The organism is Citrobacter sp. W9 (genome assembly GCF_026719375.1).
Classification (GTDB): Bacteria; Pseudomonadota; Gammaproteobacteria; order Enterobacterales; family Enterobacteriaceae; genus Citrobacter; species Citrobacter werkmanii.
Map to the genome: position 1 here is coordinate 860,828 of NZ_JAPPTE010000001.1, position 16,635 is coordinate 877,462.

Consider the following 16,635-nt stretch of genomic DNA (forward strand, 5'->3'; position numbering starts at 1 on the left):
TTAAATCCTGTCTTGTTTTTTAACTATATAGCGTGGCCGTTGTTTGGTTTCGATGTAGATTCTACCTATGTACTCACCGAGCACACCGATACCAATTAACTGAATCCCACCCAGGAAAAGGATTGAAACAATAATAGATGGGTATCCCGCAACCGGATTTCCCCAAAAAATCTTGTCTATAATCATCCATGCACCGAACAAGAAGGATACGGCGGCTACAAAAAAACCAATGTAGGTCCATATCCGCAATGGAAACGTTGAAAAACTGGTAATACCCTCCAGGGCAAGATTCCACAATTTCCAGCCATTAAATTTTGATTTACCAGCAATGCGTCCTGCTCGTGTGTACTCAACAACATCAATACTGCCACCGACCCAGCTAAGCACACCTTTCATAAAGAGATTACGTTCCGGCATAAGTTTGATGTTATCAACTACATCGCGGGACATAAGTCTAAAGTCACCAACGTTTTCTTCGATCTTCGGATCGCTTATTTTATTGTGTAATTTATAGAACCACTCAGCGGTTTTACGCTTCAGTTTTCCATCCGTGGAGCGGTCTGCACGCTTAGCCAGCACAATATCTGCGCCCGCAAGCCACTTATCGACCATCAATGGAATTATTTCGATTGGATCCTGTAGGTCAACATCGATCGGAATAACTGCTTCACCAGAGGAACGCTCAAGGCCTGCAAAAATTGCTGGTTCTTTTCCAAAGTTGCGCGTAAATGAAATGGGGACGACGAGCTTATCAGATACGGCGAGAGCATTAATGATGGATTCTGTAGCGTCTTTGCTACCGTCGTTGATAAACACAATTTCGACATCATATTTTTTTAGTTCTTCATGCCCACGCACCGTGTTGTAGAAAATAGGTATAGTATCTTCTTCATTGAACACCGGCACAATCAGAGAGATTTTCATTTCGGATCCCTAAAAACAATGAACCTTGAGTATAAGAAGCCACATACCAGGCTGATACAGGAGAACTCTATCAACGTTATGAGAGGGGAAATGTTGTAGTGATCGGATACCTGACCAGAGATAAAGCTCAGTAGCCCCATAAATCCAACAAATAGCACATACCCTCGGCTGGTGGCTTTTGCACTAAATGTAAATTTTGCGTTGGCAAAAAATGAAAATGTCACAGCTATCAAAAACGCCACCACGTTGCTCACGGCCTGGTCATTTTTCATGATGTATACCATGATGCCGAACACCGCCCAATGTAATGCCGTGTTTACAATCCCTACGGAAATGTAGCGTGAAAGTAGCTTTATCATAATTAAGAAAGGTCTAATAGAAAGTGTGCGAGTTTAACATTGATGCAAAACGAGATCGACACCTCGACTTTGACCTTTCGCAGAGGCTTGTTTTGTGATACCTCCGAGCGACTGTGCCGGGGGCGCGGTTTTCCGCTGAGCCACAAGACTGCAACACTAACTCTCAGAAATGAGAGGCCGATCCTCTGAGCAGGACTTTTGTCCTCAATCCCCTGCAAACGTCTGGTTACAATCCCTGCATATTTTCAATACCCATAATTCAGGAATTGTTATGACTGCACATATTAATGCTAAACCGGGTGATTTTGCGCCAACTGTGATTATGCCGGGCGATCCGCTACGCGCGAAATTTATTGCCGAAAACTATTTAATGGATTACCGCGAAGTTACCAATGTGCGCAATATGTTGGGCTATACCGGTCTTTATTTTGGACAACCCGTTTCGGTAATGGGGCACGGAATGGGCATTCCTTCAATGACGCTTTATGCCCATGAACTGGTACATGATTTTGGCGTGCAGAGAATTATTCGCATCGGTAGCATGGGGGCGACACAACATCATGTCAAAATGCGCGATATTATCCTTGCCGTCGCTGCCGGAACGGATTCCGTTACAAATTTAAAACGTAGCGCGGGCTACGCAATGGCGACGTCTGCGCATTTTCCACTATTACAGCAGGCGTGGACGTTGGCACAAAAGGCCGGAATCGATATTAAGGTCGGTAACGTCTTCAGTGGCGATCTTTATTATGACCCTGACGAAAATTTAATTCCGGCACTGGAAAACTTCGGTGTACTGGGGGTGGATATGGAAGTGGCAGGACTCTATGCCCTGGCGCATCAGTTTAGTATTGAAGCACTGGCTATTTTAACCGTATCCGATCATTGCCTGACAGGAGAAGAAACGACGGCAGAAGAACGACAGTTAACCTTTAAAAATATGATTGAGCTGGCGCTAAATACTGCCGTTACGGCTTAGCCCTGACTTCTAATTGAACCAATCAGAGATGGCATTATATGAAGAATAAAATAGCACTTACGCTGATTAGTTTTCTGGCAAATTTTATAATGGCAGGGTTTGCCAGTCAGTTCGGCATGCTGATTGAACCGATTGCAGTACGCTACAGTGCCGATGTAAATACTGTCGCCTCGATATTTTCGTTACTCAATGGCGGAGCATTAGCCGGGACTATCGCCGCCTTTTTCCTGATAGAAAAAATTGGTGTGAAGCGTATGACGCTCATTATCTACTCGATAGTGTTCCTCTGCGCGCTGGCGATGCACGTAAGCCCCGGCTTATGGCCGGTGATGGTCGCCATGGCCTTAGTGGGATTCTGTGGGGGGATTGGCCTGTGCGTGGCGGGAACGATCGTGGTTTCGGTTTGGCAGGATCGCATTCAGAGCACAATGCTGGTGGTACAGGATGCCACCTTTAACGTCGCGGGCGTGGTTTTTCCGCTGATCACTACCTTTGCCCTGACGCATAATATGTCGTGGAGTTATAGCTACCTTAGCGTTGGCATAGTGGCCTTACTCACGCTGGGAGTTGTGATGCTAACCCGCTTCAATGCCTGTGAAACGGCTCCTGAGGCGGATCGCACAGACGCAGTGAAATCAGAGTGGAATCCTGGGATTATTAGCGGCGGTATAGGTCTGTTTTTAGGCATGCTGGCGCTGTACACCTTCCTCACCTGGGCACCGTTATTTGTGAAGAACAAGTTTGGTATTCCGTTTGAAGAGGCCGGGAATATTATTACCCAATACTGGGGGGCTGCGCTGGTGGGGGCGTTAGTCTCTACCGTGATTGTTGCCCGGGTGAAGATCCATTATTTCCTGCTCAGTATTATTCTGCTGGCGTGTGTGATTACCACCATTATCGTTACCAAAGAACAGATCTCTGGGCTTGATTATCTTGCCTACAGTTATGGGTTTGTCTGTGCGGCATTGTATAACTCCTTTATTGCTTATGGTGTTTCTTTTGTGAAGCGCGCGAGTAGTCAGAACGTTTCATATATTTTAATTAGTGGTAGTGCCGGGGCCATGTTTAGTCCGGCGATCAGCGCCCTGATGGAAAAAACGATGGGACTGCAGAAAATTATGTATGCAATACCGGTGTTGTATTTAATTATCTTCGTCATGCTGATGGGGACACTCAAACTCAAACGTAAATAAATACAGTAATAACGCTTACCTCCTTAATTAGATAGCCAGCCGCCACACCCTTTATCGGGTGGGGCGACTCACAACCTTACTCAAAGGAATTGAAAATGCTGAAGAAAAATATATCAATGCTTAAAAAAACAGTTCTGGGTACTGTATTTGCTATCAGCTGCACGCAAGCCCTTGCGGCTGATTATACTGATGGCAATATTCGCAAAAATGATTTTAACTGGATGCAATTGAATTTAATGCAAAGTGTGGATGCGAAAGTACCGTATGGTATTCGTAATGACACCTATCTGGAACTGGAGTTCGGTGCACGTTCCGGGATTATCGACCTGTATGGTTATGTCGATTTTTTTGATATTTTAGACAGCAAGCAGGACGACCGTCACGGTGGCGATAACTTCTTCGCCAAGATTTCCCCGCGGTTTTCCCTGGATGCTATTTTTAATAAAGATTTATCCGTGGGGCCGTTTAACGAATTCTATATCGCGACGGTGAATAACATTGGCGATCGGGAATTGTTTGAACATTACGTTGGTTTAGGTACGGATGTTAAGGTTCCATGGTTTGGTATGATGGGAATGAACATCTATGCACACTACGTTCGTGAAAACTACGGCGCGGATAACGAAGGTAAGTGGGATGGTTACATGTTCTCGACCAACTGGTCGACGCCGTTCTATACCTTCGCCAACGGCAGTTATCTCAATTATCAGGGATACTTTGACTATCAGTTTGCCGCTAACAAGATAGCTAACCAGCCGCTATACAGTAATAACGCGATTGAATGGTATAACGGCATTTACTGGCATTCAGAGCACTACGCGGTAGGTTATGGATTGAAGTATTTCCGCAATATGGCATTGATGGAAAACCATGGTGGAGCAGGGCGCACCACCGGTCTTGGTCACTATTTCAATCTCACCTATAAGTTCTGATAGCGACCCGACGGCACACCAACACTCAGAATGGTTGGTGTGTCAGTCAATGATGTCGTTGCCGAGAAATTGGCGTAAACCTTCCAGATCCTTAATTTCCAGACCTTGTTTCGTGCGCGTTACCAGCCCGGCATCCGTCAACGCTTTTACCGCCCGTCGATATACCCTGTCGGTGGTGCCGAATCGCTCCGCTTCCTGATATTTTTTATGAAAACCATCCATCGGTTGCTTGTTCTGATGCTGGCGATACAGGTCGTACGCGACGTTGTGTACGATCGGGTAGAGCATCCGGTGCAGGAAAATTTCTAACATATCCTGATAGTCAACGGCCATCGCGCTGGCGAAAAATATCGCCAGTCTGGGGTGTTGGTTCAGCGCCTCTTCCAGGCGTTCACAGCTACACACCGCTACGGTCAGCGGCTCTTCGGCTACGATATCCAGTTGGCAGCGGTAACCGGTAAAAAACTCCATTTCTCCAAACAGTTGCTCATCACATTCCATTGCGCCCAGTTGAAAACGACGCCCATTCTCAGCGCTGTAGCGCAAAGAAATTCTGCCCGACTGCACCATAATCAGCCGATCAACAATTTGTCCCTGGCGATAGAGATATTCATCTTCCTGGATAATCTGGGTTTCAGAGAGCAACTCCAGGAATATTTTCTCGATTAAGGCATCATCCTGCTGCCAGATATTGTGAAAACGACCTTTGGTAAGGGGTTTTAGCTGCATGGCCTAACGTCTTATGGTTTGAGATATTTCTTGTTCTGACTGTATGCCATCTGTTGAGTAATGTCATTAAACGTGAGCAGGGCCAGCGCGATGCTGACCCCGACGCACTACGGATGGCTGATAAAGCGAGACAGGCGTTGGCGCAACACGCGGTTTTCCTGACGCAACTGCGCGTTCTCTTCTAACAATGTCAGCGCAACGGCGATTCCCGGCCAGTCAAGCTCCAGCTCCTGGCGCAGGCGCATTGCGCGTCGCATTACGGTCAGGGCATGATCGTCAAAGGTCTCGTCTTCATGGGGTTCAATCATCCCTAAGCCGACAATCTCATGCAGTTCCTCTTCTGATACACCGGTGTACAGACAAAATTCGGTAATGCTAAAGGTGACAGTGACGTTAGCCATTATGCTTTCCCCCACTCTTTGCGCGGATCAAAGGTCTTTTGTGCATCTGCCAGCTGTTGCCACAGGGTGGCTGTGTTGTCGTCAGGTTTCGGCGGCATCACGATTTTGATCACCGCGTACAAATCGCCGGTATGTTTTTTACTCACCAGACCTTTGCCTTTAATGCGTAACCGCTGCCCGGCCTGACTGCCCGCAGGGATGGTTAACAGGATGCTTTCTTTCAGCGTAGGTACGGTCACTTTCGCGCCCAAAGCAGCTTCCCACGGCGCTACGGGAACGACAACTTCCAGATCCTGATTGACGATATCAAACAGTGGGTGCGGTGCGATATGAATCACCAACCACAAATCACCATTCGGCCCTCCGTTTTCACCAGGGGTACCCTGGCCTTTCAAACGGATACGCTGACCGTTGCCCACGCCTGCCGGGATTTTCACGTTCAGTGTTTTGGGAATTTCTCGTTCAACCATGCCGAAGGCATTGTAAACCGGCAGGTTGTAACTGATAGTGCGGCTGTGCTCAGTGAGCGTTTCTTCAAGGAATACGGCAACTTCAATTTCAATATCGTGTCCGCGGCTGGCATGGCGCTGTCGCGTGTGGTGTGCATGCTGACCAAAAATGGAGGAGAAAATATCGTCGAAATCTTCGGCGCTGTAGTTTTGATTCTCTCCTTGCTGGAATTGACGGTTGAACTGAGGGTCGTTGCGGTGCTGCCACAACTGGTCGTACTCGGCGCGTCGCTGTTCATCACTCAGTACTTCCCAGGCTTCAGCGACCTCTTTGAACCGGGCCTCTGCGTCAGGCTCTTTGCTGACATCAGGATGGTATTTACGGGCGAGTCGACGATAGGCGGTCTTGATTGTCTTGAGATCGTCTGTCGGTTTCACGCCCATAATGGCGTAATAATCCTTTAATTCCATAGCGTTCTCTCGTGTAAATCAACACTTGCAGAAGGTGAACCCTGACAAAAGGTGTCACCGCTAAGTTTAGGGTAATCCTGATAACGGCGAATGCCAACCGGGAAGAAAGGATATCGGTATAAACGATGCTGGCGTCGCACCACCAACAGCGCGTTGCAAGGTGGTGGCGTCTGTTGTGTGGTGCGAATAGTCGGATTAGCGAAATATCAGGATTTGGTCATCAGGAAGCGGACCGTATCTGCATAGTTCTGTACGAAAGAATTAAGGTCATCTGATTTCAGTCCCTTCGGATTGATCATATATTTACCGTTAATAAAAATGGCAGGCACACCTTTTAAATCCACCGCTTTAGCCATTTCCTGTTGTTTGGCGGTGAGTGATTTCACGGCAAAGCTATTCCACGCGGCATCATAATCGCTGGCGCTAACGCCGGCGTTGATAAATACGTTACGAATATCGTCTGCTGTCTTAATCGTTTGTTTTTTCTGCACGGCATCAAAAAGCAATGGTTTCACTTTGTCCTCCACGTTCAGGAGAATGGCGACGGACCAGGCATGCGTCATGTCTTGCCCCAAAGGGCCTAAAAAATCGACGTGATACTCGGTGAGTTTGACATCAGCAGGCAGAACTTTTTTCACGTTATCAGTCACTTTAAACACTTCATCATATTGATAGCATGAAGGGCAGTAAAACGAGAAAAACTTCAGCGCCGCCGGTGCTGTAGTGACGGGTTTTTCCAGTGAAATAAATTCTTTGCCGTCGGTAAATGTTGCCGCCTGAGCGCTAACTGTGAAAAGTAATCCAATCAGGGGTAATAAATATTTTTTCATTTCCATATACTCTAAATAACATTTATTAAACATGTTGTTCTTGAAATGAACGGGTGTCCATTACGTTACGCTATAATACGATACTCACATTGAAAATGTGCTGAACCTTACTTTCATTTACGCATCAATACATGGCAGTACATTCGACGTGTCTTTTTTGTGCTGGTGTTAAATATTACCGGGTACCCTTTGTAAATGATGAATAATAACTGGTGTAACATTTTAAGGGGGTATTTAATCCGCAATGTTATATTGTAATAAGTAATGCTGAAAATATGATGAATAATCATTTCACATATAGCGTTTTTATTGCGCGAGGGCGTGTATGACCTTCAAATAACAGGACATAACTTTACAGCGCAAAGGTTGCTAAAACCTGGCGAGTGGTTAAGATAACCCGCATCAATCAGTGAGGGTAGAATGGCGAAACGTCAACGGCTGGGATGGTGGTTCCTCTGTCTGGCATGTGTTGTGGTGATGGTTTGCACCGCGCAACGCATGGCGGGCCTGCATGCGTTGCAGATGAACACCGTTGCCACCAGCGTTGTCACAAGCGAACAAGCGCAACCTGATGAGGCTGCCCCGGTTACCCCTTGTGAACTGAGCGCGAAGTCGTTACTGGCTGCGCCGCCGGTACTGTTTGAGGGCATTATTCTGGCGTTGTGTCTGCTGCTGTCGCTACTGGCGCCAGTGCGGGCGTTTCGTTTACCTTTTTTCCCACCGCGAGCCATCTCGCCGCCCACTCTCAGGGTACATCTCCGATTTTGCGTCTTCCGTGAATGACAGAACAGCCGTTGCTGACTGTTAGATAATTATTCACGGAGAAAAACTATGATGACTGTTTTCAGGCAGGCGCTGCTCTGTCTGTTATTACTCTGGCTGCCCGTATCCTGGGCGGCTGACCCCGGCTGGCTACGTTCACCCGATAACGATCACGCCAGCGTGCGATTACGCGCCGATACCTCAGCCGCCGGTGAAACCCGTCTGCTGCTGGATGTTAAACTGGAAGATGGCTGGAAAACCTACTGGCGTTCGCCGGGGGAGGGGGGCGTTGCGCCGTCTATCGCCTGGAAGGGCGAAATGCCGACGGTCGACTGGTTCTGGCCAACCCCTGCGCGTTTTGAGGTCGCCAATATCACCACCCAGGGGTATCACGATCGGGTGACGTTCCCGATGATGGTGCGCGGCAGATCGCCCGCCACGCTTAGCGGCGTGTTGACACTATCTACCTGTAGCAACGTTTGCCTGTTGACGGATTTTCCTTTTTCCGTGACGCCCACCGCCGAGGATCCGACTTTTGCGCATGACTATGCTCAGGCGATGGGGCAGATCCCGCTCGCCAGTGGCCTGACTGATTCTCTTCATGCCGGGGCGCGCGCTGGAGAACTGGTCGTTGAGGCGCAGCGCGCCGGAGGCTGGACTGCGCCTGGGCTGTATCTGGATACCGTAGATGATGCGGATTTTGGTATGCCGCAAATCCAGGTTGACGGGGAAACGCTACGCGCCACGGTACCTGTCCATGATGGCTGGGGGGAAGGCGCGCCGGATCTGCGCGGTAAGTCGGTCACGCTGGTTTTGGCTGATAATGGCGTGGCGCAGGAAAGCCGTCTTGCGATTGGCGAAGCGCCAGCCATCGATAACGCTTCGCTTCCGCTGTGGCAGGTGGCGCTAATGGCGTTACTGGGCGGGTTGATTCTCAACCTGATGCCCTGCGTGTTACCGGTGCTGGGTATGAAGCTGGGTTCGATTTTACTGGTTGAGGAAAAAAGCCGCCGCCAGATTCGCCGTCAATTCCTCGCATCGGTAGCCGGAATACTGGTCTCCTTTATGGCGCTGGCGCTATTGATGACGGTACTGCGGTTAACCAATCAGGCGCTTGGCTGGGGGATCCAGTTCCAGAATCCGTGGTTCATCGGTGTCATGGTACTGGTGATGCTGACGTTCAGCGCCAGCCTGTTCGGGTGGTTTGAGTTCCGCTTGCCTTCAGCGATGACCACCACGCTGGCGACTCATGGCGGCAACGGCCTGGCGGGACATTTCTGGCAAGGCGCATTTGCGACCCTGCTCGCCACGCCATGCAGCGCCCCGTTTCTGGGCACGGCGGTGGCGGTGGCGCTGACGGCCTCATTGCCGACGCTGTGGGGACTGTTTATCGCGCTAGGTCTGGGGATGAGCCTGCCGTGGCTGCTGGTGGCCCTGCGTCCCGGTCTGGCGCTGCGCCTGCCGCGACCGGGGCGCTGGATGAATATCCTGCGGCGTCTGCTCGGCGTGATGATGCTGGGTTCGGCTATCTGGCTGGCGACATTGCTGCTCCCGCATTTAGGGCTGGCAGGGCAAAGTAGCGCTAAAGAGAGCGTGAACTGGCAGCCACTTAGCGAGCAGGCGATTGAAGAGGCGCTGGCGCAACACAAGCGTGTGTTTATTGACGTCACGGCGGACTGGTGTATTACCTGTAAGGTAAATAAATACAACGTCTTGCATAAAGATGACGTCCAGGCCGCGCTGCAGCAGCCGGATGTTGTGGCGCTGCGCGGCGACTGGACGCTCCCTTCTGAAGCCATCACCGAATTTTTGAAAAAACGCGGCCAGGTTGCTGTGCCGTATAACCAAATTTATGGCCCCGGTCTGCCGGAAGGTCAGGCGTTGCCAACGTTGTTAACCCGCGATGCGGTACTGCAAATGTTGAATGATGCTAAAGGAGTCACCCCATGAAGATGATGATTGTTCTGTTGTTAAGCCTGTTTTCCGCCGTCAGCGTGGCGAAAGAGCCTGCGCCATTTACCCCGGAGCAGGAAAAACAAATCGAAGCGCTTATTCAGGAAGCCCTGTTTAACGATCCCAACAGCCCACGAATTGGTGCAAAGCAGGCGAAACTGACGCTGATAAACTTTACCGATTACAACTGTCCATACTGCAAACAGCTCGATCCGATGCTGGAGAAAATTGTGCAGAAATACCCTGACGTGGCGGTGGTCATTAAACCGCTGCCATTTAAAGGGAAAAGTTCGGAACTGGCGGCGCGGACCGTGCTGACCACCTGGCATCAGCATCCGCAACAGTTTCTGGCGCTGCATGAAAAGCTGATGCAGAAGAAGGGCTATCATACTGACGTGAGTATCAAGCAGGCCCAGGAAAAAGCGGGTGCCACTCCGGTGACGCTGGACGCGCAAAGCGCTGAAACCCTGAGTACGAATCTGCAACTGGCGCGACTGGTCGGGGTGCAAGGTACTCCTGCAACGATTATTGGCGATGAACTCATTCCGGGCGCAGTACCATGGGAAACGCTTGAGGACGTCGTAAAAGAAAAACTGGCGGCAGCCAATGGTCAGTAAACTGCGCCGCTGGCTGCGCGAAGGGCTGATCTTACTGGCGTTGTTGGCCGGTGTGATGTTGCTGATGGATGCCTGGCGTGCCCCGCAGCTCCCTGCCTCTTTTGACAGCACACCTTTACAAACGCTGGATGGTGAAACCGTCACGCTGGCGGCGCTGAGTCAACACGAGCCAGTATTGCTCTATTTCTGGGCCAGCTGGTGCGGCGTGTGTCGCTTCACGACGCCGGAAGTCGCCAGGCTGCGTTCGCAAGGGGAAAACGTGATGACCATTGCGCTACGCTCCGGTAATGAAGCTGAGGTATCCCGCTGGCTGTCGCGAAAAGGCGTGGACTTTCCGGTCATCAATGATGCAAACGGGGCAATTTCCCGCAGTTGGGCAATCAGCGTCACGCCCACGCTGGTGGTAATGTCGCAAGGCCGGGTGGTGTCTACAACCAGCGGCTGGACCAGCTACTGGGGCATGAAGCTTCGGTTGTGGTGGGCGAAAACGTTCTGATATTCGTGCCGGGGAAACCCGGCATTTTTTTATGCTGCCGCCGCTAAAACGGGAGGACATATTTCGTTGTCTGGCGAAGCAAGCAGAGTGATTGATGTTCAGAATGAGTCACCTTCTCTTTGCAGGAAAGTGCAATATGACGAGTTCTGTAGCGTTTGGACCTTCTCTGGTAATGATGATTGCCGCCACATTTGTCCTCGCCGGCATGGTGAAAGGGGTCACCGGTATGGGGTTACCCACCGTGGCGATGGGGATCCTCGGATCGCTTATTTCGCCGGTTGCCGCGGCGGCAATGCTGCTCTTACCCTCGCTTATTAGTAATTTGTTTCAGTTTGGCGGCGGCGGTAATACACGCAGATTGCTCAAACGGCTGTGGCCAATGCTGTTGACGGTAGTGGTGGCGACCCTGCTTGCCAGCGCCTGGATTACCGGCGGCGACACGGCCCGTACCCAGTTTGCGCTCGGCGTAGCGCTGGTGGCTTACGCCATCTGGACGTTGGCGGGTAAGACGATCGCGGTGGCCGCGCACCGTGAAAAACCATACTCCCTTGTTGTTGGATTCGTTACCGGCTTGCTGACCGGCGGAACCGGCGTATTTGTGATGCCTGCGGTGCCCTGGATCCAATCCCTGGGTTTTGAGAAAGATGAACTGGTGCAGGCGCTGGGGATCTCTTTCACATTTTCAACGCTGGCGCTGGCGCTCGGACTGTGGTGGCACAATGCGCTGCCCGCACAGTCGCTGAGCTTATCGGCGTTGGCCATTGTGCCTGCGCTGATTGGTCAGTGGATGGGGACTCGTGTGCGACGGGTTATATCTCCGCTGGTGTTTAAACGCTGTTTTCTGTTGTGTTTGCTTGGACTGGGTGTGGAGATGATGGTGCGTGCGGCGTGACCCTTCGGTGACTTTAGCGCGTTTTCATGGCATCGTTAATTCAGATATTTAGCGCCAACGAGGTCACTATGGTATCCGTGATGTTAAAGGAAGAAGAGGGCGAGCTGGAGTCGCGCATGGCGCTCACTGCGGCAGTCATGGCCGATAAATCGCGCTCGCGTATGCTGTGTGCGCTGATGGATGGCCGCGCCTGGACCGCGACCGAACTTAGCGCCGTAGCGGATGTGTCTGCTTCGACTGCCAGCGCGCATCTGGCGCGTTTGTGCGAACAACATTTTGTGGTGGCGCTCGCTCAGGGAAGGCATCGTTATTTTCGCCTCGCAAGCGCGGAGATTGCTGAACTGCTGGAACGACTGATGGGGGTGGCGTGGGCGACATCTCCCCCTCGAAAAATCACCACGCCCCTAAGTTTGCGGCATGCCCGCACCTGCTACGACCATCTGGCCGGAGAAGTGGCGGTGAGACTGTTTGATACGTTCGTTTCCCGTCAGTGGTTAACGCCGGATGGTGAAACGCTAACTGAACTCGGGCAGGAAAAACTGACGGAAATGGGGATCGTCCTCTTTACCGGCTCGTCACGGCGGAAATTAGCCTGCGGTTGTCTGGACTGGAGTGAGCGACGTTACCATCCTGGCGGCGTGCTTGGCGCAACGCTGTTACGTTGGTTTACCGAACAAAAGTGGATTAAAACGCAGACCGGTAGTCGCCATGTCACCTTTACCCCACCAGGGATCCGCAAACTCAATAGCGAGTTCGGTATTAAAACAACACGGTAGATGCCCTGTTTTGCGAAAGCGTTCCCGGAAAAATGTCCTGTTTCTGTCACACTCTGTTGTGATTGATAACAACAAGAGGTCGTAGGGATGAATAAATCGTTAATCGCCGCAGTCGTGGCAGGGGCTGTATTAGTGTCAGGCGCCGCGTACGCGCAGACCGCGCCGGAAGGCTACCAGCTTCAGCAAGTATTGATGATGAGTCGGCATAACTTACGTGCACCTTTAGCCAATAACGGCAGCGTTCTTGAGCAGTCCACGCCTAAACAATGGCCGGAATGGGATGTTCCTGGCGGGCAACTCACCACCAAAGGCGGCGTGCTGGAAGTCTATATGGGTCACTACATGCGTGAGTGGCTGGCAGAGCAAGGGATGGTAAAAACGGGCGAATGTCCGGCTCCGGACACGGTCTATACCTATGCGAATAGCCTACAGCGTACGGTTGCTACGGCGCAGTTCTTTGTCACCGGCGCATTCCCGGGGTGCGATGTTCCAGTTCATCATCAGGAAAAAATGGGCACTATGGATCCCACCTTTAACCCGGTGATCACCGATGATTCTGCCGCCTTCAGCCAGCAGGCTGTCCAGGCGATGGAAAAAGAGCGCAGCAAAATGCAGCTCAGCGACAGCTATCAATTGCTTGAGCAAATGACAGACTACAAAGACTCGCCATCCTGCAAAGAAAAACAGCAGTGTTCCCTGACCGACGCCAAAGATACGTTTAGCGCCAAATACCAGCAGGAGCCGGGGGTGTCAGGACCATTAAAGGTGGGGAACTCGCTGGTCGATGCTTTCACGCTGCAATATTACGAAGGATTCCCGATGGACCAGGTCGCCTGGGGGGAAATTAAGTCCGATCAACAGTGGAAGGTGCTGTCGAAGCTGAAAAATGGCTATCAGGACAGCCTGTTCACCTCGCCGGAAGTGGCACAGAACGTCGCCAAACCGCTGGTGAAATATATTGATAATGCGCTGGTCACCGAACGCATGAAAGCACCGAAAATAACCGTGCTGGTGGGGCATGACTCAAACATTGCTTCGCTGCTCACCGCGCTGGATTTCAAACCGTATCAGCTTCACGACCAGAACGAGCGTACGCCGATCGGCGGGAAGATTGTCTTCCAGCGCTGGCATGACAGCAAGGCGAATCGTGATCTGATGAAAATCGAATATGTCTATCAAAGCTCGCAGCAGTTGCGTAATGCGGATGTCCTGACGCTGAAATCCCCGGCGCAGCGTGTGACGCTGGAGCTGAAAGGGTGTCCGGTAGATGCGAACGGCTTCTGCCCAATCGATAAGTTCGATAGCGTGTTGAATGAGGCGGCGAAGTAAAAGAAAAACTCCCCCGTGCGAGCGGGGGAGTCAGAGCGCTAGACGTTTTTGCGTTCGATAGTCTGTTCACCCCAAAAGAGCGAATCTTTGTCTGTTTTCTCAAAGGCTTTGATGAGCACCTCATCGCTACCTTCTTCCCAAATTTTTTCCGCCAGTTTCTCGTCATAATGCGCGACTTCAAAAATGGCTTCGGCTATTTCCGGCGATGTATTGCGCAGACTTGCCCATTCACCGACGTGATGGGCTTTCGCTTCTTGAGTTGGCATTCGAATCCTCCTGTTGAAGATTAGCCGTTGAGTTTTACTGCCAGACCTGCGACATATTCACCCTGATAGCGGGCGATAGACAACTCTTCCTGACTTGGCTGACGGGAGCCGTCGCCTCCGGCGATAGTGGTTGCGCCGTAAGGCGTACCGCCGCGAACCTGTGAGACATCAAACAGCTCTTGCGCTGCGTAGCCGATCGGCACAATCACCATCCCATGATGGGCAAGCGTCGTCCAGGTTGAGGTAATGGTTTGTTCCTGACCGCCGCCGGTCCCCGTTGAGCTGAATACGCTGGCGAGTTTGCCGTACAGCGCGCCGGAAGCCCACAGCCCGCCGGTCTGGTCAAGGAAAGTACGCATCTGGCCGGACATATTGCCAAAGCGTGTGGGGGTACCAAAAATGATGGCGTCGTAATCAGCCAGTTCTTGCGGGGTGGCGACTGGTGCATTTTGTGTTTTACCGCCCGCCTTGAGGAAAATCTCAGGCTGCATGGTTTCCGGTACACGCTTAATGATGACTTCCGCGCCGTCTACCTTATTCGCGCCTTCTGCAACTGCATGGGCCATAGTTTCAATGTGTCCGTACATGGAATAATAAAGCACCAGAACTTTTGCCATTTTACACTACTCCTCGAGTTAACCGTGTCCGTAGCGATTCGCTACCTACCTATAAAGATATGACGTACTGTCAGGAGTGCAAATTTCACAAACACTTCTTTGATTTATAACAATTTTTATAACATCCTCTTTTGTTGCAAAATGATACATATTTAACCGTGCGAAATTTGGTAGTCATAAGAAAGGCTTATTGATTTCTTCTTGTTATTATTTTGATCATGCAGCGGATCCTGTTGCAGGATATTACAGTTTGCTGGTCAACAGGCCGGTCTTCGCTAAGCTTAATTCCACGCAGTGAAAACAAGGGCCTCGCCCAGACGCTGCGTTGAGGTATCACTCCTCAGTACCTATGCAATATGATGTCTAATCAATGACGGAGGTCAGTAATGGCAAACCATCGAGGCGGTTCCGGTAACTTTGCGGAAGACCGCGAAAGAGCATCAGAAGCAGGTCGAAAAGGTGGCCAGCACAGCGGGGGCAACTTCAAGAATGACCCGCAACGCGCTTCAGAAGCAGGCAAGAAAGGGGGCAAAAATAGCCACGGCAACAATAAATCGTAATTATTGCATTGCCTGTTAGTTATGTCGTGACGGTCTCGTGTTTCATCTTAGCCGTCACGAAGCCACCGCCGCCGGGATCATCCGGCGGTTTTTTTTGTCAGCAAGGTTGAACTGTAACAAAACGCAACGCAGACTAATGACATTCTGTTAATCGGGTGTCTCATGTCTTTACTTTCTCGTTATTCCTTTTCGGTTAAACCTCAGGAGGCGATCCTCATTGTGATCACCATGTTCTGGGGTGGAACGTTTTTGGCGGTGCAATATGCCGTTACTCTGAGCGGGCCCTTTTTCTTTGTCGGTGTGCGTTTTGCTACTGCCGCGCTGGCCGTTGCGCTTCTGTCGTGGCGAACGCTGCATAAGCTGACCTGGCTGGAGTTTAAAGCTGGCGTGGCGATCGGCATTGCGATAGCGCTGGGCTATAGCCTGCAAACCTGGGGCTTGCAGTTTATTCCCAGCAGTAAATCGGCGTTTATTACCGCGATGTACGTACCGCTGGTGCCGCTGTTGCAATGGCTGTGCCTGGGGCGTATGCCTGGCCTGATGCCGTGTGTCGGGATTGTACTGGCCTTTATCGGGTTGATTTTTCTTGCCGGGCCGGGGGGAAATTTACTGGCGCTGGGTGAAGGTGAGTGGATCACGCTCGCGGGCGCGGTGGCGATTGCGGCAGAAATTATTTTGATTAGCGCGTGGGCGGGAAAAGTAGATGTGCGTCGGGTAACGGTGGTGCAACTGGCAACCGCTTCTGTGGCGGCGTTTATTGCCATGGCCCCGGCAGGAGAGGCTGTACCGCCGATGTCGACAGGATTGCTGGTGGTCGCGCTGGGATTAGGAATATTTAGCGCGATTATTCAGGTCACCATGAACTGGGCGCAGCGCAGCGTTTCGCCGACGCGGGCGACGGTCATCTACACCGGAGAGCCGGTGTGGGCGGGGATCTTTGGTCGTCTGGCGGGTGAACGCCTACCGCTACTGGCTTTGTTAGGCGCGGCATTCATTATTGTTGGCGTGCTGGTCAGCGAACTGAAGTTCAAGAAGAAAAAAGCGCAGCCGCAGGCGGCGCCTCCTGAATCGCTTTAATTTAACCATTCACCGTGTGATTT

20 protein-coding genes are annotated in these 16,635 nt (G+C 51.2%); 12 read left to right on the plus strand and 8 right to left on the minus strand.

Annotation, left to right across the window (positions count from 1 at the left end; genetic code table 11):
* Both OOJ59_RS03985 and OOJ59_RS03990 read right to left on the minus strand, forming a co-directional pair.
* Window positions 1-924 (minus strand): glycosyltransferase family 2 protein, encoded by a 924-nt coding sequence (locus tag OOJ59_RS03985; protein WP_087857513.1) that lies wholly within the window; start codon window positions 922-924, stop codon window positions 1-3.
* The gene (locus tag OOJ59_RS03990; RefSeq protein ID WP_038639494.1) at window positions 921-1,283 is read right to left on the minus strand and encodes a GtrA family protein; all 363 of its coding nucleotides are present in this window, start codon (window positions 1,281-1,283) and stop codon (window positions 921-923) included. Before OOJ59_RS03990 ends, OOJ59_RS03985 begins: the two co-directional genes overlap by 4 nt.
* Before the next feature lie 271 nt (window positions 1,284-1,554).
* Between OOJ59_RS03990 and deoD the strand changes: the two genes are divergently transcribed.
* The 3 genes from deoD to OOJ59_RS04005 all read left to right on the plus strand — a co-directional run bounded on the left by deoD (window position 1,555) and on the right by OOJ59_RS04005 (window position 4,387).
* Window positions 1,555-2,262, plus strand: a complete 708-nt coding sequence (deoD, locus tag OOJ59_RS03995) for a purine-nucleoside phosphorylase (RefSeq protein WP_087857512.1) — start codon at window positions 1,555-1,557, stop codon at window positions 2,260-2,262.
* A gap of 38 nt (window positions 2,263-2,300) precedes the next feature.
* The gene (gene tsgA / locus OOJ59_RS04000; protein WP_038639500.1) at window positions 2,301-3,455 is read left to right on the plus strand and encodes an MFS transporter TsgA; all 1,155 of its coding nucleotides are present in this window, start codon (window positions 2,301-2,303) and stop codon (window positions 3,453-3,455) included.
* 95 nt (window positions 3,456-3,550) lie between these two features.
* Window positions 3,551-4,387, plus strand: coding sequence for a nucleoside-specific channel-forming Tsx family protein (locus tag OOJ59_RS04005; protein ID WP_069323282.1), 837 nt, complete (start codon window positions 3,551-3,553; stop codon window positions 4,385-4,387).
* A gap of 42 nt (window positions 4,388-4,429) precedes the next feature.
* Here the strand turns inward: OOJ59_RS04005 and OOJ59_RS04010 are convergent, their stop codons facing one another.
* The 4 genes from OOJ59_RS04010 to dsbA form a co-directional block, all read right to left on the minus strand.
* A complete protein-coding gene (locus tag OOJ59_RS04010; protein WP_038639506.1) occupies window positions 4,430-5,116 on the minus strand; it encodes a Crp/Fnr family transcriptional regulator in 687 nt (228 codons plus the stop codon).
* A 107-nt stretch (window positions 5,117-5,223) separates the two neighbouring features.
* Window positions 5,224-5,517, minus strand: a complete 294-nt coding sequence (cbpM, locus tag OOJ59_RS04015) for a chaperone modulator CbpM (RefSeq protein ID WP_160955921.1) — start codon at window positions 5,515-5,517, stop codon at window positions 5,224-5,226.
* On the minus strand, window positions 5,517-6,437 hold the full coding sequence (gene cbpA / locus OOJ59_RS04020) for a curved DNA-binding protein (RefSeq protein ID WP_085048559.1): 921 nt from the start codon (window positions 6,435-6,437) through the stop codon (window positions 5,517-5,519). The genes cbpM and cbpA overlap by 1 nt, the downstream gene beginning before the upstream one ends.
* 206 nt (window positions 6,438-6,643) lie before the next feature.
* The gene (gene dsbA / locus OOJ59_RS04025; protein ID WP_160955922.1) at window positions 6,644-7,267 is read right to left on the minus strand and encodes a thiol:disulfide interchange protein DsbA; all 624 of its coding nucleotides are present in this window, start codon (window positions 7,265-7,267) and stop codon (window positions 6,644-6,646) included.
* Window positions 7,268-7,687: 420 nt separating this feature from the next.
* Between dsbA and OOJ59_RS04030 the strand changes: the two genes are divergently transcribed.
* The 7 genes from OOJ59_RS04030 to agp all read left to right on the plus strand — a co-directional run bounded on the left by OOJ59_RS04030 (window position 7,688) and on the right by agp (window position 14,092).
* Window positions 7,688-8,050 carry a hypothetical protein gene (locus tag OOJ59_RS04030; protein ID WP_038639515.1) on the plus strand — a complete coding sequence of 121 codons (363 nt, stop codon included), beginning with the start codon at window positions 7,688-7,690 and terminating at the stop codon, window positions 8,048-8,050.
* Between the two features lie 48 nt (window positions 8,051-8,098).
* A complete protein-coding gene (locus tag OOJ59_RS04035; protein WP_160955923.1) occupies window positions 8,099-9,979 on the plus strand; it encodes a protein-disulfide reductase DsbD family protein in 1,881 nt (626 codons plus the stop codon).
* Window positions 9,976-10,599, plus strand: a complete 624-nt coding sequence (locus OOJ59_RS04040; protein ID WP_069323285.1) for a DsbA family protein — start codon at window positions 9,976-9,978, stop codon at window positions 10,597-10,599. Before OOJ59_RS04035 ends, OOJ59_RS04040 begins: the two co-directional genes overlap by 4 nt.
* Window positions 10,589-11,095, plus strand: a complete 507-nt coding sequence (locus OOJ59_RS04045) for a protein disulfide oxidoreductase (RefSeq protein ID WP_085048556.1) — start codon at window positions 10,589-10,591, stop codon at window positions 11,093-11,095. Before OOJ59_RS04040 ends, OOJ59_RS04045 begins: the two co-directional genes overlap by 11 nt.
* A gap of 136 nt (window positions 11,096-11,231) precedes the next feature.
* Window positions 11,232-11,987: a sulfite exporter TauE/SafE family protein gene (locus tag OOJ59_RS04050; RefSeq protein ID WP_087857509.1), complete on the plus strand. Its 756-nt coding sequence runs from the start codon at window positions 11,232-11,234 to the stop codon at window positions 11,985-11,987.
* Window positions 11,988-12,055: 68 nt separating this feature from the next.
* The gene (locus OOJ59_RS04055; RefSeq protein WP_085048554.1) at window positions 12,056-12,763 is read left to right on the plus strand and encodes an ArsR/SmtB family transcription factor; all 708 of its coding nucleotides are present in this window, start codon (window positions 12,056-12,058) and stop codon (window positions 12,761-12,763) included.
* A gap of 87 nt (window positions 12,764-12,850) precedes the next feature.
* On the plus strand, window positions 12,851-14,092 hold the full coding sequence (agp, locus tag OOJ59_RS04060; RefSeq protein ID WP_160955924.1) for a bifunctional glucose-1-phosphatase/inositol phosphatase: 1,242 nt from the start codon (window positions 12,851-12,853) through the stop codon (window positions 14,090-14,092).
* Window positions 14,093-14,130: 38 nt separating this feature from the next.
* On the opposite strand, the gene OOJ59_RS04065 is transcribed toward agp, so the two are convergent.
* The gene (locus OOJ59_RS04065; protein ID WP_038639537.1) at window positions 14,131-14,358 is read right to left on the minus strand and encodes a YccJ family protein; all 228 of its coding nucleotides are present in this window, start codon (window positions 14,356-14,358) and stop codon (window positions 14,131-14,133) included.
* A 20-nt stretch (window positions 14,359-14,378) separates the two neighbouring features.
* Complete coding sequence (gene wrbA, locus OOJ59_RS04070) at window positions 14,379-14,975, minus strand: NAD(P)H:quinone oxidoreductase (RefSeq protein ID WP_003036019.1); 597 nt, start codon at window positions 14,973-14,975, stop codon at window positions 14,379-14,381.
* Between the two features lie 386 nt (window positions 14,976-15,361).
* Between wrbA and OOJ59_RS04075 the strand changes: the two genes are divergently transcribed.
* Complete coding sequence (locus tag OOJ59_RS04075; RefSeq protein ID WP_003036022.1) at window positions 15,362-15,535, plus strand: general stress protein; 174 nt, start codon at window positions 15,362-15,364, stop codon at window positions 15,533-15,535.
* Window positions 15,536-15,697: 162 nt separating this feature from the next.
* Entirely contained in the window at window positions 15,698-16,612 is a 915-nt protein-coding gene (locus OOJ59_RS04080; protein ID WP_110498406.1) for a DMT family transporter, read from the plus strand.
* Window positions 16,613-16,635: the final 23 nt, after the last annotated feature.

Bases quoted from the DNA above. Each gene is read 5' to 3' on its own strand.
- cbpM (WP_160955921.1), bottom strand. From the start codon at position 5,517: ATGGCTAACGTCACTGTCACCTTTAGCATTACCGAATTTTGTCTGTAC.
- OOJ59_RS03985 (WP_087857513.1), bottom strand. From the start codon at position 924: ATGAAAATCTCTCTGATTGTGCCGGTGTTCAATGAAGAAGATACTATA.
- cbpA (WP_085048559.1), bottom strand. From the start codon at position 6,437: ATGGAATTAAAGGATTATTACGCCATTATGGGCGTGAAACCGACAGAC.
- OOJ59_RS04050 (WP_087857509.1), top strand. From the start codon at position 11,232: ATGACGAGTTCTGTAGCGTTTGGACCTTCTCTGGTAATGATGATTGCC.
- OOJ59_RS04010 (WP_038639506.1), bottom strand. From the start codon at position 5,116: ATGCAGCTAAAACCCCTTACCAAAGGTCGTTTTCACAATATCTGGCAG.
- OOJ59_RS04035 (WP_160955923.1), top strand. From the start codon at position 8,099: ATGATGACTGTTTTCAGGCAGGCGCTGCTCTGTCTGTTATTACTCTGG.
- deoD (WP_087857512.1), top strand. From the start codon at position 1,555: ATGACTGCACATATTAATGCTAAACCGGGTGATTTTGCGCCAACTGTG.
- OOJ59_RS04045 (WP_085048556.1), top strand. From the start codon at position 10,589: ATGGTCAGTAAACTGCGCCGCTGGCTGCGCGAAGGGCTGATCTTACTG.
- OOJ59_RS04075 (WP_003036022.1), top strand. From the start codon at position 15,362: ATGGCAAACCATCGAGGCGGTTCCGGTAACTTTGCGGAAGACCGCGAA.
- OOJ59_RS04005 (WP_069323282.1), top strand. From the start codon at position 3,551: ATGCTGAAGAAAAATATATCAATGCTTAAAAAAACAGTTCTGGGTACT.
- OOJ59_RS03990 (WP_038639494.1), bottom strand. From the start codon at position 1,283: ATGATAAAGCTACTTTCACGCTACATTTCCGTAGGGATTGTAAACACG.
- OOJ59_RS04080 (WP_110498406.1), top strand. From the start codon at position 15,698: ATGTCTTTACTTTCTCGTTATTCCTTTTCGGTTAAACCTCAGGAGGCG.
- OOJ59_RS04040 (WP_069323285.1), top strand. From the start codon at position 9,976: ATGAAGATGATGATTGTTCTGTTGTTAAGCCTGTTTTCCGCCGTCAGC.
- agp (WP_160955924.1), top strand. From the start codon at position 12,851: ATGAATAAATCGTTAATCGCCGCAGTCGTGGCAGGGGCTGTATTAGTG.
- OOJ59_RS04065 (WP_038639537.1), bottom strand. From the start codon at position 14,358: ATGCCAACTCAAGAAGCGAAAGCCCATCACGTCGGTGAATGGGCAAGT.
- wrbA (WP_003036019.1), bottom strand. From the start codon at position 14,975: ATGGCAAAAGTTCTGGTGCTTTATTATTCCATGTACGGACACATTGAA.
- dsbA (WP_160955922.1), bottom strand. From the start codon at position 7,267: ATGAAAAAATATTTATTACCCCTGATTGGATTACTTTTCACAGTTAGC.
- OOJ59_RS04055 (WP_085048554.1), top strand. From the start codon at position 12,056: ATGGTATCCGTGATGTTAAAGGAAGAAGAGGGCGAGCTGGAGTCGCGC.
- OOJ59_RS04030 (WP_038639515.1), top strand. From the start codon at position 7,688: ATGGCGAAACGTCAACGGCTGGGATGGTGGTTCCTCTGTCTGGCATGT.
- tsgA (WP_038639500.1), top strand. From the start codon at position 2,301: ATGAAGAATAAAATAGCACTTACGCTGATTAGTTTTCTGGCAAATTTT.